Source organism: bacterium (assembly GCA_021372515.1).
GTDB lineage: Bacteria > Gemmatimonadota > Glassbacteria > GWA2-58-10 > GWA2-58-10 > JAJFUG01.
Genome location: JAJFUG010000005.1, coordinates 1 through 12,946 on the forward strand (window position 1 = coordinate 1; position 12,946 = coordinate 12,946).

A 12,946-nucleotide genomic window follows, 5' to 3' on the forward strand; every position below is an offset into this window, starting at 1 on the left:
GACCTGCAGGCGCACCAGGTCATCCACCATCGGCCGGTACTGCTTGAAAGTGTCGGAGGTGCCGTGCACCGGGCCCGAGATGATGAGCGGCGTGCGGGCCTCGTCGATCAGCACGCTGTCCACCTCGTCCACGATGGCGTAGTGATGGCCGCGCTGCACCCGGTCCTCCAGGCGGAACGACATGTTGTCGCGCAGGTAGTCGAAACCGAACTCGTTGTTGGTGCCGTAGGTGATGTCGCAGTTGTAGGCTTTCTGGCGCTCGGGCGGGTCCATGTCGTGCTGGATGCAGCCGACAGTGAGGCCGAGGAAAGTGAAGATCGTGCCCATCCACTCGCTATCGCGCCGGGCCAGGTAGTCGTTGACCGTGACCAGGTGCACGCCGCGGCCTTTCAGGGCGTTGAGGTAGAGCGGCATCACCGCCACCAGGGTCTTGCCCTCGCCGGTGGCCATCTCGGCGATCTTGCCCTGGTGCAGCACCACCGCCCCGATCAACTGGACATCATAGGGCACCATGTCCCAGACCATCGGCTGGCCGCAGACCGAAATCTCGCGGCCCATGTTGCGTCGGCAGGCATCCTTGGCCAGGGCGAAAGCCTCGGGCAGGGCCTCCTCCGTGGCGGCCGCCTGTTCCTCGAGGTCCTCGATCGAACTGAGTGCCTGCTTGAGCGCCAGGCTGCGCTCGACCAGTTCCTGGTCGCTCAGGGACAGGAGCCCGGCGCAGATTTCGTTGATCCGGTCCACGGTGGGACGGATTTTCTTGGTCTCGCGCTTGTGGGCATCCCCGAAAATCATCTTTCCGATTTTGGATAACATCGTTTTTCCTCGGCTGACTTCCGTTCGGCAGCCGGCCCGTGGTCGGGCCGGCCGTGCGTGAAATCGGTCCCCGGGCGCCGCCGGAGCGTTCAGCCGCGGCATTCCCGGTAAAGGTCGTTTTCCTGAATGTAGCGCGCCACCGGCTCAGGCACCAGGTAGCGTAGCGAACCACCCTGCGCGCTGAGCGAGCGCACGAGGGTGGAAGAGATATCGATCAGCGGCATGCGGACCCATTCGACCCGCAGGTCCGGCATCTTGCGCTCGACCACCTGGCGGGCCTGCTCCGTGCCTGGCCGCTCCAGGCCGGCGATCCGGCAGGCCGCGGTGATCCGGCGCCAGTCTTTCCAGGTGTCGAAATCGACCAGGTTGTCGGCACCCACCACAAGATAGAGTTCATCCTCGGCTGCCAAGCGGGCACGCACCGCGCACACCGTGTCCACGGTGAACGAGGCCCCCCCGCGCTCGAGTTCATCCAGCAGGATGTCGAAACGGGGGTTGCCCTTTATCGCCAGGCGGAGCATGTTCACCCGATGAGCGGATTCGCTGATATTCCGGGTGAACTTGTGGGGCGGAGCGGCCGCCGGGACGAACAGCACGCGGTCCAGGCGAAGGCTTTCGGCCGTGCACTCCGCGCCGATAAGGTGCCCGAGGTGCACCGGGTCAAATGTGCCGCCGATCAGGGCGATCCGCACCGCGCGTCCCTCCGCTTGCTCAGTTGGGTGAGTTGGGTGCGGTGGTCGTATCCGACGGGGCGCTGTCCTCGGGCTGGCCCCTGGGGGTAGCGGGCGTGGTCGAGACAGCCCCGCCGCTCAGCGGCTCCTCGGTCTGGCCGCAAATCAGCTTGCTGTACTCGTTGTCCGGGAATTCGGCGCACAGACGGTCGCGGGCATCCTTGGCATCGTCCGGATACCCCATCCGCCGGCTCGAAATGTACAGGTGGTAGAGCGCCGCCGGCACCACCGACGCACTCGGATAGGCCTCCAGCACGCTTTTCAGATAGATGATGGCCGAGTCGTACAGCTTCGCGTCGAAATAGAACTTGGCCGTATGGTATTCTTTCTGGGCCAGACGGTCCTTGAGCAGGACCTCGTGCGCCTTGGCCGTATCGGCGTACTCGGTGTTCGGGTACTTGGAGAGCAGGTTCTCGATCGTCTCCATGGCCTTGAGCGTCTCGGTCTGGTCGCGCTCGAAACGACGGCTCTGCTTTTCGTAGCTCAGGGCGGCCTTGAACAGCGCCACGTCGGCGAAACGGCCCTGGGGGAACTCACGGTTCAGGCGTTCGAACTCATCCGCCGCCAGCACGTAATCCTCGTTCAGGAAATACGAATCGGCCAGGTAATAGCGGGCGTGCTCCACCAGGTCGCTGCCGGGGTACTTGTAGATGATCTGCTTGAGTGCGTCTATCGCCTTGGAATAATCCTCTTTCTGATACAGGTCGTAAGCATTCTCGTACTCACCCTCCGGCGTGGGCGCATACTGGCGCTTGGCCCCGCAACCGGCCAGTGAGGCCAGCAGGGCGCAGAGGGCTATCGATCCAAAAAGCCGGTCCATCCTCATCCTTTTCCCCTTCCGTTAACCATCCCACGGCTCGCGGGCGCGATCATTCCGCCTTTTTCTTCGTGTCTATTTCAAGTATCCGTCGACGGGCCAGGTCGGCGATGCGTTCCTTGTAGTAATAGCGGTTGAGCTTTAGCACCTGGCGGTAGGCTGCGCGCGCCTCCTCGAAGCTCTCCTGTTTCAGCAGGATCTCGCCGCGCAGGAAATAGGCGTCATCCACGTAGTGCTGCGGCTGCCCTGAATCGATTATCTGGTCCACATAGTACAGCGCCTGGTCCAGTTCCTCTTTCTCGAACAGCTCCGAGGCCAGCGGCCAGCAGCAGTTGCCGCGGTGCCAGAGCGCCTCGGGGGCGTGCGGGTCCTGCGGGTAGACTGTCAGGAACTGGTCGAAATAGAGGAACGCGTTGGACCAGTCCTGCTGCTTCTCATAGCACTCGGCCAGATGGAACAGGTACAGCGGCCGGTTCTCCAGGCTCAACTCCAGCGGCAGCCCGCGCTGAAAATAGCCTATCGCCTGCGAGTAATCCCCCGCCGCGTAATAGAACTCGGCCAGATCGAAAAAATACGGCCCCAGGCTGTAGTTCGGAGCGATACGGAGGATTTCCTCCAGGGCCTTGACCTTGGTGGCGTTGTCCCCGGCCTGGCCCCGCTCGATTGCGATCTGGAAATAATCCAGCAGCACCGAGGAGTCGGGCTCGGCGTCCAGGGTGCTGAAATAGCGGTCCAGGTAGCTCTTGGCCTGGAAGAAATCGCTCTTCTTGACGTACACCTTGCCGATCTTGCGCACCAGCTCCGGAGTGACCCCGCGGATACGCTGGGCCATCAGGTACTCGGCCAGGGCGTCATCGTAGGAGCCGCTCAACATGTACTTGTCGCCGCGCCGCTCGTGGTCGGCCGACCCGTCCCCGCAGGCGACAGCGCCCAGCCCGAGGCAAACGGCGAGAGTGATGAGGAGCCTGCTGATCCATTGCATCCGTTCCGTCCCCGGCCTTTGGTTACGCTGTCCGCCCCGGAGTGTCCCAAGCAGTGTACGGCGCTTGGAGCGGCAAAATAAAAGCTAACCTCCGACAGGAGAAGTGTCAACGCTTTTAATTCCGCAAGCGCCGTGGCTTGCGGCTTTGCGCCCGCCGGAGGGCCGCGCCGGGCGGCCCGCGGCAGTGTCGGCGGCCTTGACAGCCGCCGGGGCCGGGTTCATAATATAGCCGACCCGCGGCCACATTGTGAACATCGCACCGGAACAGTCAGCCAGAAAGCGTCCCCGCGATGCCCGATACCTGTCCGGAACTGAAAGGCCTGCTCGCCCAGGTGGAGGGCCGCGACATCCCCTCCGACCTGCGCGCCCCCATCGAGGCCCACCTGGAAAGCTGCCACGCCTGCCGGGCCGATTTCAACCGTTTCCTCAAGATCGGCAACATCCTGCAGCGTACGGTCTACGGCAACCCGAACGAGGACAGGTACATCAGTTACCTCAGCCACCTGACCGGCAGGCGCATGCGCTGGAGTTCCATCCCCCGTACCTGCAAGCCGCCCGAGAAAGACCGCCGCATGCTGTTTCTTCTGCTCAAGGTCTTCATCGGCTTCCTGGTGGCCGCGGCCGCCGGGGCCTCGCTGGCGGTGATCCTGGGGCGTACCGGCATGCTGGGCCGCAAAACGGAAATCGTGCAGGTCGACTCGCTCGACGCCCCGGCCGGACCGTTCCGTATCGCCGGGAGCCAGGAAACGGACAGCGCCGTGGCGGTCACGGCAGCTCCGTCCGACACCTCTTTCCCGCTGCCGGATTCGGTCAGCCCGGGCCGGGTGCTGGAGGCGCTCAACAGCCGGACCGAGCGCGATAGCGGCCTCGCCCCCGCCGACTCGGCCGGTCTCAAGGCCATGCAGGCCGAACTGGGGGCGCTGCGCGACGCCCTGAGCCGTAACCCGCGCGACGCCGACCTTCAGCGGCGCACGGTGGAAAAGTCGCGCCAGGTGCTGGAGGAGAAACGCCGCCTGGGGCTGAGCGCCCAGGTGAAAGATTACTACAACCTGGGCTGGGCTCACTACCAGGGCCATGAGTTCCGCCAGGCCTTGCTGGTCACGGCAGACGGCCTTCAGAGCGTGAAAATCGGCCCCACGGAATATCTGCACTACCTGAAAGCCATGAGCCACTACCAACTGGCCAGCCGTCTGCTCAACCCCCTGCCGGCCGACACCTCCTCGAATGACGGGGCCCGGGTGAAAGGCGCGGTGCTGCGCTCGCAACTGGATGCGGATGCCCGCCGTCAGGCGGTGGGCGAGCTGCGGCGCGCCAGCGAGGAATTCAGCGCCATGCTGGGACGGCCCGAGCTGGAACCGGTGGCCCGCGGCTGGATATTGAAACTCAACGATCAGATCGCCGCTGTCACCACCCCCTGATCCCCCTGCGGCTTACATCCGGCTTGCCTTTTTTGTTCCAGGCTGTTATTTATTCCAACCTTGAAAACCGGCATTGTTTTGTCAGAGAAAGGATACCATCACCCGGTGCAGGACACGGTGTTCGAAAGATGGCGCGCGCGAGTGGAGCGCGGCCTGGCTCGTCTGGCTGGCAACGGCGGCCCGGCGGCCCAGCGGCAGCGGTTCGGGGAGTCCCTCGATCAGTCGCGCCGCCTGGCGGTGCTCGAGACCCCGCTGGCCCGGCTGTTCAACGGCCTGGGCGAGCTGAGCCTGAGCACCGGTTTCCAGGTGCTGGCCCTGATTTTGTTCCGCCGCGCCCGCGGCCTCGACCCGCGTGACCCGTTGCCGGTGGTGAACGTCTCAAGGGCCCGGCTCAGCCTGGCCAACCGGTTCCTGCTGCGCGCGCCGGCCAGCGGTGCGGTGGCCTACAACCTGGGGCTGGGACGGGAAGACCTTGACACGCTGCTCGGAAGGGCGCGCCTGCCCGAGGCCCGCCTGGTCGAGGCCACGGTGCTCAAGCGCCGCATCGAGGACCGTCTGGAGCTGTGGAAAGACATCCAGTCCGGCGAGGTCAAACCCGCCGAGGTACGAGAGATACTGCGCGGCGAGGACCGCGAGCTGCGTCCGGTGCTGACCGGCAAGCTGCCCAGCCTGACTGAACTCGAAAAGCTCGAACCGGCGCGAACCGGTTTCTATTACCGTCAGTACCGCGAGCGGCAGAAACAACACAGGGAGCGCCGTCCGGGACAACGATAGCCACCTCATCTTAACAGAATCGGGGTATCGTGACGGGCGGCCGGGGGGCCGCCTTTTTTCTTTTTCGGGAGTCGGAGGCCGTTTCCGAGGTGGAAACCCTCCGCGAAACGCAGAGAAAACCGGGCCTGCCAAGCGTTCAACGACAGACTCAGGAGGGCTTACTGCTTTCAGACCATGAATTTGCACAATCGGCTCATTTTCAGTATCTTTAAGGGCTGCCGACGGTAGATCACCTGTCCGAGTGCAGTCCTCCACGAGAAAATGACTGAAATCAAGCGGCTCAAAGATTGAGCTTCAACCTTGAATCCCAAGCAACGAGGAGGTGTAATTGTCTGCCCCCACCAAACACAAGAAGCTGTTGTCCTGGGTGGATGAAATAGCGCGGATGACCCGCCCCGACCGGATCGAGTGGTGTGACGGCTCTCAGGCGGAGTACGACCGTCTGACCAAACTGATGACCGACGGCGGGCTGGCCGTGCGCCTGAACCCGGAAAAGCGCCCTGACAGCATACTGTTCCGCTCGGACGCCTCGGACGTGGCCCGGGTGGAAAACCGCACCTACATCGCCTCCCGCACCAAGGAGGAGGCCGGCCCGACCAACAACTGGATCGACCCGGTGGAGCTCAAGGCCACCCTGCGCGGGCTGTACGAGGGCTGCATGGCCGGCCGCACCCTGTACGTGATCCCGTTCTCCATGGGGCCGATCGGCTCGCATATCGCCAAGATCGGGGTGGAGATCACCGATTCGCCCTACGTGGTGGTGAACATGCACATCATGACCCGCGTGGGCGACTCGGTGCTGAAAGCGTTGGGTGCGGACGGTGAGTTCATCCCCTGCCTGCACTCGGTGGGCAAGCCGCTGGCCCCGGGGGAGTCGGACGGCGCGAAATGGCCCTGCGCCCCGCTGGACCGCAAGTACATCTCGCATTTCCCGGAGGAGCGCACGATCTGGTCCTACGGCTCGGGCTACGGCGGCAACGCACTGCTGGGCAAGAAATGCCTGGCTCTGCGCATCGCCTCGGTCGTGGCGCGCGATGAGGGCTGGCTGGCCGAGCACATGCTGATCCTGGGGATCACCAACCCCGAGGGCCGCAAGAAATACATCGCCGCGGCGTTCCCCTCGGCCTGCGGCAAGACCAACCTGGCCATGCTCATCCCGAGCATCCCGGGCTGGAAAGTGGAGACCGTGGGCGATGACATCGCCTGGATGCGGTTCGGCGCGGATGGCCGCCTGTACGCGATCAACCCGGAGACCGGCTTCTTCGGCGTGGCCCCCGGCACCTCGATGGACTCCAACCCCAACGCCATGCTCTCGGTCCAGCGCGACACGATCTACACCAATGTCGCCCTGACCGCGGACAAGGATGTCTGGTGGGAGGGCATCGGGCACCCGGCGCCGGGCAAGCTGATCGACTGGACCGGCCAGGAATGGGAAGCCGGAGTCAGCGAAAAGCCCGCCGCGCACCCCAACGCGCGTTTCACCGCCCGGGCGGCGGGCTGCCCGGTGATCGACCCGGCCTGGGAGGACCCGGCCGGCGTGCCGATCAGCGCGATCCTGTTCGGGGGACGGCGTCCCGGGGTGGTCCCCCTGGTGCACCAGGCCCGCTCCTGGACCCACGGCGTGTTCATGGGTTCGATTGTCGGCTCCGAGATCACCTCGGCCGCGCTCGACCTGAAAGCCGGCACGGTGCGGCGCGACCCGTTCGCCATGCTGCCGTTCTGCGGCTACAACATGGGCGACTATTTCCGCCATTGGCTGAAAATCGGCGGCATGACCAGCGCCGACAAGCTGCCCTCGATTTTCTTCGTCAACTGGTTCCGCAAGGCCGCGGATGGCCGCTGGCTCTGGCCGGGCTACGGCGAGAACAGCCGCGTGCTCAAGTGGGTGTTCGAGCGTTGCGATGGCAACGGGGCGGCCCAGGAGACGCCCATCGGCTGGCTGCCGGCCGCTGGAGCGATCGAGCCGCCCGCCGGGGTGAGCCGCGAGGACATGGCCGAGCTGCTGAAAGTGGACCGCGAGGGCTGGCTGCGCGAGATCGATTCGGTCCGCAGCGAGCACTACCCGAAATTCGGCGCCAAGCTGCCCGCCGAGTTGCTCACCGAGCTGGACAGCCTGGAGAAGCGGCTCAAAGCCTGAGCTTTACTTGGATGACGATAAAAAGTAGGGGCGGGTTTTTAACCCGCCCCTACTTGTTTCGAGGAAGGGATTGAACCTGTAGAGGCAGGCCCCTGTGCCTGTCTCCACCTGTATCCACCCGTCGGAAAACTGATATTATCTCCCCATTTCTTCAACTGTTACGTTAACTCCGGGCACCGACGAAGTAATCTTCACCGTTTCCTCAGTAGAACCATCAATCGTCACCTGAATCTGATCGCTTTCTGTGGGGACCAGACTTGTACTTTGTTTGACAAGTTCAACGGAAACACTTTCCGGCCTGAGATTGTACCAGGAACCGGTTGCAGCGTCGACAACGACTCCGACAAGACCGGTCAGGACAACATCCAGCACGATTATTCCAGCGCTGGCTGTCTTTCTGATCTCAATTTTCTTAGATTCATAACCTTCTTTTGAGAAAGTCAAAACATAATTTTTGTTCCGCGCCAACTCCAGCGAGGTCGGCGTAGTCTGCTCCATCCCGTCCGGTTGAATTGCCAACCTTGCGTCCGGGCTGCACATTACTGCAATATGCTGATTCGAGCCCTTAAAAATAACTCCACAACCAGCGCCAAAAACAATTACCACCATCATAACAGCACATGCAAAAGCATTAAGCGCGCCAATTGCTTTCATAAACCCTCCCCAATAATGTAAGACCCTTTACAGAAAAAGATTAAGGTTGGCACAGCACAGTTCAAACCTAATCACAATAGACACGACATGTCAAGTTAAATGTTTTTTGAATAGTAAAGAACATGTTTTGATTTTTGCATTTGATTATAATTTATTATGTTATACCAATAATGATTCTTTTTGTGGGCAATCCATTCTAAAGGAAACAGGTGGGAACCGCTGATTTGAGGTCCAAGTGTCGATTTTTTCTTTACAGCCCGCCGCCGCCGGTCTATATTCGATCAGACATTCGCCAATCCACGCCCTCTGGGAGATAAGCCGATGAGCGCACCGTCCCCGGAACATGTCCAGGCCCCGAGCTATCCCGAGTGGTCACGGGAGGACCTCGTGGCCTCAATCCTCGCCGCACTCAGCTATTTCAACATCCTGGGCGGAATGGCCCTGATGCTGCTGAACCAGTGGAGCGGCTACCTGCTCACGATAAACGCCGTGGCCTGTGCGGTCGGGATGTTCGTGATCATTGACCCCAAGCTCAAGCGGGTCAGCGAGGATTACGAGAAAAAGCAGAAAATGTACCTCGCGGAGCTGGACAGTATCGTGGAGTGGGGTGAGGTCTCGAACCGGGAGGGCAAAGCCTGATGGACCTGGAGATACTCAAGCCGATCGGTCATCCCAGCCTGGGCGTGATAATCCCGCTGGCAGTGTTCCTGTTCGCCAGCCTGCTCACCTGGCTGCTCTACCGTCATTTTTCGAAACAATAGCCGCGCCGGGCAGTCCCGGTGTGGAACCGCTCTGGCAACAGCTCCCGGCCTCAGGCCGGGGGCTGTTGTTTTTTTATGCCCGCGGTCAGGGAATCGAAATGCTCGGGACGGCAGAACAGGATCGGCTCGGGCAGGCTCTTGTCGGCGCTCCAGAACGCGGCCGTGACCGGGGCGCCGTCCAGCGTGGCGATCCGCATGCCCCAGGCGCGGTTGATCGCCAGGATCGCCGCGGCGTCCCAGAGGTAGACTTTCCCCTGCAGGGAGCCGGCGGTCCCGGCCCGTCCTGTCAACAGGCCGTGGTAGGCGGCGCTGCCCAGCGAGCGCACCTTGCCCGGGAAATCGATCCAGAAACAGCGGTGCACGTCCGAGGGCACGTACAGCACCGACTCGTTGTCCAGGGGCGCGGCGGCCTCAGCCGGGAACGGCTGGCCGTTGCGGCGCACCGTGCCCTCCAGGTCGGTGTAGACCAGCTCATCCAGCATAGGGCAGCACACCGCGCCCCAGACCGAGCGTCCGGCCTCGATCAGCCCCAGCGACACGGCCCAGACCGGCAGGCCCGCGGCGAACGCGCTGGTGCCGTCCACCGGGTCGAGCACCCAGGTCGGCCCGCCGTTCTCATGCGCCCCGGCGTAGCCTGCCTCCTCGCCCAGCACCTGGAAGCCGGGGGTGATTCCCGCCAGCCGCTTGCGCACCAGGGCCTCCACCGCCCGGTCGGCCGCGGTGACCACGGAATTGTCGTGCTTGCGCTCGGTGCGCACCTTGCCGAAATAGCTCAAAGCCAGGGCCCCGGCCTCGCGCATCAGGTCCAGGACCGTACTCTGGTCGAAATCAAGTCCGGTCAATCGCATTTTATCTCAACTCTCCCCTCTTTCGTAGCTCCCCAGTCTCGCATAAAAAAGGCCCGCAATCCACGGGCACATTCCCTCACCGGGCCGTCGGCGACCGGCTGCGGTCACTGTCCGCCCTGACTTGTAAAATAATGCCCCGGAGCTTACTTTTCAAATGAATCGACCGGAAAGGGAGGAGACGGAATGCCGAGAATGTCGCCCCGCGAGCTGAAAGAACGCCTGAGCGGGCTTTTCACCGCCCACGGGCTGGAGCCGGAGGAATCCGCGCGCCTGGCCGCGATCCTGACTGAGACCGAGGCCGCCGGACGGCGCAGCCACGGGCTGATCCGGGTGCGCCCAATGCTCAACCACCTGGACAGGCGCGGCCACAGGCCGGGAGTGTGGCTCAGGACCATGCCGGTGGGGGCTTTGTATGACGGTCGCCAGGGGCTGGGATATTTAGTCGCCTGGCACACCGCGGCCAAGGCGGCCGAGCTGGCCGCGGCCTCGGGGATCGCCCTGGCCGGGGCCAGGGGCTGCACGCACACCGGGCCGATCGGCTATTTCGCCGGGATGTGCGCCCGGGCTGGGTTGGTCGGGATGTGTTTCGCCAACTGCTCGCCTTTCGCCGCCCCGTTCGGCGCGACAGAGGCAGTGCTGGGCACGAACCCCGTGGCTTTCGCTTTCCCGCGAAACGGCCAGGAGCCCTTGGTGGTGGATTTCGGGACCACGGCCGTGACCTACGGCGAGTGCCGGGTGGCGATAGCCGAGGGCCGCTCCCTGCCCGGGGGCGTGGCCCTGGACAGCGCGGGACATCCCACCACCGACCCGCAGGCGGCTATCGACGGCGGCACGTTGCTGCCGTTCGGCGCTCACAAGGGTTACGCCCTGGCCCTGGCCGTGCAGGTGCTGACCAGCGCGGTCATAGGCAGCGCGGCAGTGCCGGAGCCGGGCCAGGACTACGGATTGACCGTAATGGCGTTCAAGCCCGACCTGCTCGTGAGCCTGGAACAGTACGAGAGCAGCCTGGAGGAGCTTTCCGCGGCGGTGCACTGCGCGCGTCCGGCCGACCCGGCACGACCGGTGCGCCTGCCAGGTGAGGGGACCCTGAGCCGCAGGGCAACGGCCGTGCGCGAGGGTATCGACATCCCGGAGGCGCTATTAAGGGAGGTTTTCGGTTGAACGGGCGTGGCACGGAAAGAGTGGAAGTCCTTGAGACTTGACAGAAAGCGGGTCCGGCTTTAGATTTCGCGTCTCGCAGGCATGAAACCGCAGCTTACGCGTCCCCATCGTCTAGGGGCCCAGGACTCCGCCCTTTCACGGCGGCAACAGGGGTTCGAATCCCCTTGGGGACGCCAAAGATATAGAGAAGGCCGCTGGGACACCCCAGCGGCTTTTTTTATCGACATGCCGGGTTGTCAAAGGCAATCGCGGCCGGCGGATGGTGACTGTTCCGGTGTCTGGAGCTTGCCCCCCGTGGAAACGCTGCTCCTCCACGGTCCCGGCTTGACATTCCTCTGCCGGGCGAATTACCAGAATCGACTTGACACTTCCATGCAACTTAATTATTTCTAACTGTTTTACAAAATGCTCTAAAAACACAAAAGGCGCTTCACGGACGGCTTCTTCCCGGAGATTGAAATGAAAAACCTGCTCTGGCTGCTGCTCGCGTTCTGTGTCTCAAATGCATCCGCACAAAAATTTGATGGTTTGGCCAAGACCCCGCCGATGGGTTGGAACAGTTGGAATAAGTTCAACTGCGATGTGAATGAAGCCATGATCCGGGAAATAGCGGATGCGATGGTCAGCAACGGCATGAAAGAGGCAGGCTACCAGTATATCAATATCGATGACTGCTGGCACGGGGAACGCGACAGCCTCGGCTTCATCCAGGTTGACCCCGAGCGGTTCCCGTCCGGCATGAAAGCGCTGGCCGATTATGTCCACTCGAAGGGACTGAAATTTGGAGTCTACTCGGATGCCGGCTGGCAGACCTGTGCCGGCCGTCCCGGCAGCCGTGGCTATGAATACCAGGACGCGATGCGCTACGCGGAGTGGGGTGTGGATTACTTGAAATACGATTTCTGCAATACGGAGGGGCTGAACGCGGAGGGCGCATATATGACCATGCGCAACGCGCTTTTCAAAGCTGGACGCCCGATCGTATTCAGCATTTGCGAGTGGGGCAGCAACAAACCCTGGCTTTGGGGCAAAAATATCGGCAACCTCTGGCGCACTACCGGCGATATCGGAGTCGCTTTCGACGGGGATGTCGACCATGGCGATTGGAAATCACTGGGTGTTTTGCACATCCTCGACCTCCAGGTCGAGTTGCGCCAGTACGCCGGACCGGGCCATTGGAATGACCCGGACATGCTGGAAGTCGGAAATGGCCTGACGGTCAGCGAGGACCGCGCCCATTTTTCCATGTGGTGCATGCTGGCGGCCCCGTTGATCTCGGGTAACGACTTGAGGAACATGCCCAAAGAGACCCTTGAAATACTGACTAATAAAGAGGCCATCGCCGTTAACCAGGACACTCTCGGAATACAGGGATTCAAGTATTCCTCGAACGACAGCCTTGAAACCTGGTTCAAGCCTTTGGCCGGCGGCGACTGGGCCGTATGTTTTCTGAATCGTGGACTGACGTCCAAAACCGTTGAATTCTCGTGGATCGAGCATCCCATATCGGATTCGCTTTCCGGAAGAGCGATTGATTTCAAGCAGGCGGCTTTCAAGGTCTACGATGTCTGGACGCACAAGGAGTGCGGCAAGACAGACAAAACCTTCAAGGGCAGCATAGCCTCACACGATGTCATCATGCTGAGATTGAAGCCTCTAAAGAAATAGCAATCGGTTATGGCTTTGCGCTTGTTCAAGGAATTCCAGGGAATTTTCTATCCCTGGGCAGACCTCTGACAGATTCATTCCGCCGCCTTCCGGCCGGCATGATCTGAACCACTGTTGGGGCCTGCATTCAAATCTTGTTTCCTCACTCTCTGAATGGCGTGCCGATAAATGAAAGCCGAACA

12 protein-coding genes and 1 tRNA gene are annotated in these 12,946 nt (G+C 62.2%); 7 read left to right on the forward strand and 6 right to left on the reverse strand.

The window, feature by feature from the left end:
* The 4 genes from secA to LLH00_00205 all read right to left on the reverse strand — a co-directional run.
* The coding region (gene secA, locus LLH00_00190) for a preprotein translocase subunit SecA (protein ID MCE5269686.1) at window positions 1-792 on the reverse strand (792 nt) is incomplete at its 3' end.
* 110 nt (window positions 793-902) lie between these two features.
* Window positions 903-1,505 carry a nicotinate-nucleotide adenylyltransferase gene (gene nadD / locus LLH00_00195; GenBank protein MCE5269687.1) on the reverse strand — a complete coding sequence of 201 codons (603 nt, stop codon included), beginning with the start codon at window positions 1,503-1,505 and terminating at the stop codon, window positions 903-905.
* A 19-nt stretch (window positions 1,506-1,524) separates the two neighbouring features.
* Window positions 1,525-2,370, reverse strand: coding sequence for an outer membrane protein assembly factor BamD (gene bamD, locus LLH00_00200; GenBank protein ID MCE5269688.1), 846 nt, complete (start codon window positions 2,368-2,370; stop codon window positions 1,525-1,527).
* Window positions 2,371-2,413: 43 nt separating this feature from the next.
* Window positions 2,414-3,343, reverse strand: a complete 930-nt coding sequence (locus LLH00_00205; GenBank protein MCE5269689.1) for a tetratricopeptide repeat protein — start codon at window positions 3,341-3,343, stop codon at window positions 2,414-2,416.
* Between the two features lie 290 nt (window positions 3,344-3,633).
* On the opposite strand from LLH00_00205, the gene LLH00_00210 reads away from it, so the two are divergent.
* The 3 genes from LLH00_00210 to LLH00_00220 all read left to right on the forward strand — a co-directional run bounded on the left by LLH00_00210 (window position 3,634) and on the right by LLH00_00220 (window position 7,672).
* Complete coding sequence (locus tag LLH00_00210; GenBank protein MCE5269690.1) at window positions 3,634-4,761, forward strand: hypothetical protein; 1,128 nt, start codon at window positions 3,634-3,636, stop codon at window positions 4,759-4,761.
* A gap of 78 nt (window positions 4,762-4,839) precedes the next feature.
* Window positions 4,840-5,535: a hypothetical protein gene (locus LLH00_00215; protein ID MCE5269691.1), complete on the forward strand. Its 696-nt coding sequence runs from the start codon at window positions 4,840-4,842 to the stop codon at window positions 5,533-5,535.
* Between the two features lie 328 nt (window positions 5,536-5,863).
* Window positions 5,864-7,672, forward strand: a complete 1,809-nt coding sequence (locus tag LLH00_00220; GenBank protein ID MCE5269692.1) for a phosphoenolpyruvate carboxykinase (GTP) — start codon at window positions 5,864-5,866, stop codon at window positions 7,670-7,672.
* A gap of 135 nt (window positions 7,673-7,807) precedes the next feature.
* Here the strand turns inward: LLH00_00220 and LLH00_00225 are convergent, their stop codons facing one another.
* On the reverse strand, window positions 7,808-8,326 hold the full coding sequence (locus LLH00_00225) for a hypothetical protein (protein MCE5269693.1): 519 nt from the start codon (window positions 8,324-8,326) through the stop codon (window positions 7,808-7,810).
* Window positions 8,327-8,647: 321 nt separating this feature from the next.
* Between LLH00_00225 and LLH00_00230 the strand changes: the two genes are divergently transcribed.
* The gene (locus tag LLH00_00230; GenBank protein MCE5269694.1) at window positions 8,648-8,965 is read left to right on the forward strand and encodes a hypothetical protein; all 318 of its coding nucleotides are present in this window, start codon (window positions 8,648-8,650) and stop codon (window positions 8,963-8,965) included.
* 172 nt (window positions 8,966-9,137) lie between these two features.
* Here the strand turns inward: LLH00_00230 and LLH00_00235 are convergent, their stop codons facing one another.
* The gene (locus LLH00_00235) at window positions 9,138-9,935 is read right to left on the reverse strand and encodes an inositol monophosphatase family protein (protein MCE5269695.1); all 798 of its coding nucleotides are present in this window, start codon (window positions 9,933-9,935) and stop codon (window positions 9,138-9,140) included.
* Window positions 9,936-10,118: 183 nt separating this feature from the next.
* Between LLH00_00235 and LLH00_00240 the strand changes: the two genes are divergently transcribed.
* From LLH00_00240 to LLH00_00250, 3 genes are all read left to right on the forward strand, one after another.
* Window positions 10,119-11,096 carry an Ldh family oxidoreductase gene (locus LLH00_00240; GenBank protein MCE5269696.1) on the forward strand — a complete coding sequence of 326 codons (978 nt, stop codon included), beginning with the start codon at window positions 10,119-10,121 and terminating at the stop codon, window positions 11,094-11,096.
* Window positions 11,097-11,196: 100 nt separating this feature from the next.
* Window positions 11,197-11,272, forward strand: a tRNA-Glu gene (locus tag LLH00_00245).
* Window positions 11,273-11,555: 283 nt separating this feature from the next.
* Entirely contained in the window at window positions 11,556-12,764 is a 1,209-nt protein-coding gene (locus LLH00_00250) for a glycoside hydrolase family 27 protein (GenBank protein MCE5269697.1), read from the forward strand.
* Window positions 12,765-12,946: the final 182 nt, after the last annotated feature.

Excerpts from the sequence above, each read along its gene's own strand:
- bamD (MCE5269688.1), bottom strand. The coding sequence starts at position 2,370 with ATGAGGATGGACCGGCTTTTTGGATCGATAGCCCTCTGCGCCCTGCTG.
- LLH00_00205 (MCE5269689.1), bottom strand. The coding sequence starts at position 3,343 with ATGCAATGGATCAGCAGGCTCCTCATCACTCTCGCCGTTTGCCTCGGG.
- LLH00_00210 (MCE5269690.1), top strand. The coding sequence starts at position 3,634 with ATGCCCGATACCTGTCCGGAACTGAAAGGCCTGCTCGCCCAGGTGGAG.
- LLH00_00225 (MCE5269693.1), bottom strand. The coding sequence starts at position 8,326 with ATGAAAGCAATTGGCGCGCTTAATGCTTTTGCATGTGCTGTTATGATG.
- LLH00_00230 (MCE5269694.1), top strand. The coding sequence starts at position 8,648 with ATGAGCGCACCGTCCCCGGAACATGTCCAGGCCCCGAGCTATCCCGAG.
- LLH00_00235 (MCE5269695.1), bottom strand. The coding sequence starts at position 9,935 with ATGCGATTGACCGGACTTGATTTCGACCAGAGTACGGTCCTGGACCTG.
- LLH00_00240 (MCE5269696.1), top strand. The coding sequence starts at position 10,119 with ATGCCGAGAATGTCGCCCCGCGAGCTGAAAGAACGCCTGAGCGGGCTT.
- LLH00_00250 (MCE5269697.1), top strand. The coding sequence starts at position 11,556 with ATGAAAAACCTGCTCTGGCTGCTGCTCGCGTTCTGTGTCTCAAATGCA.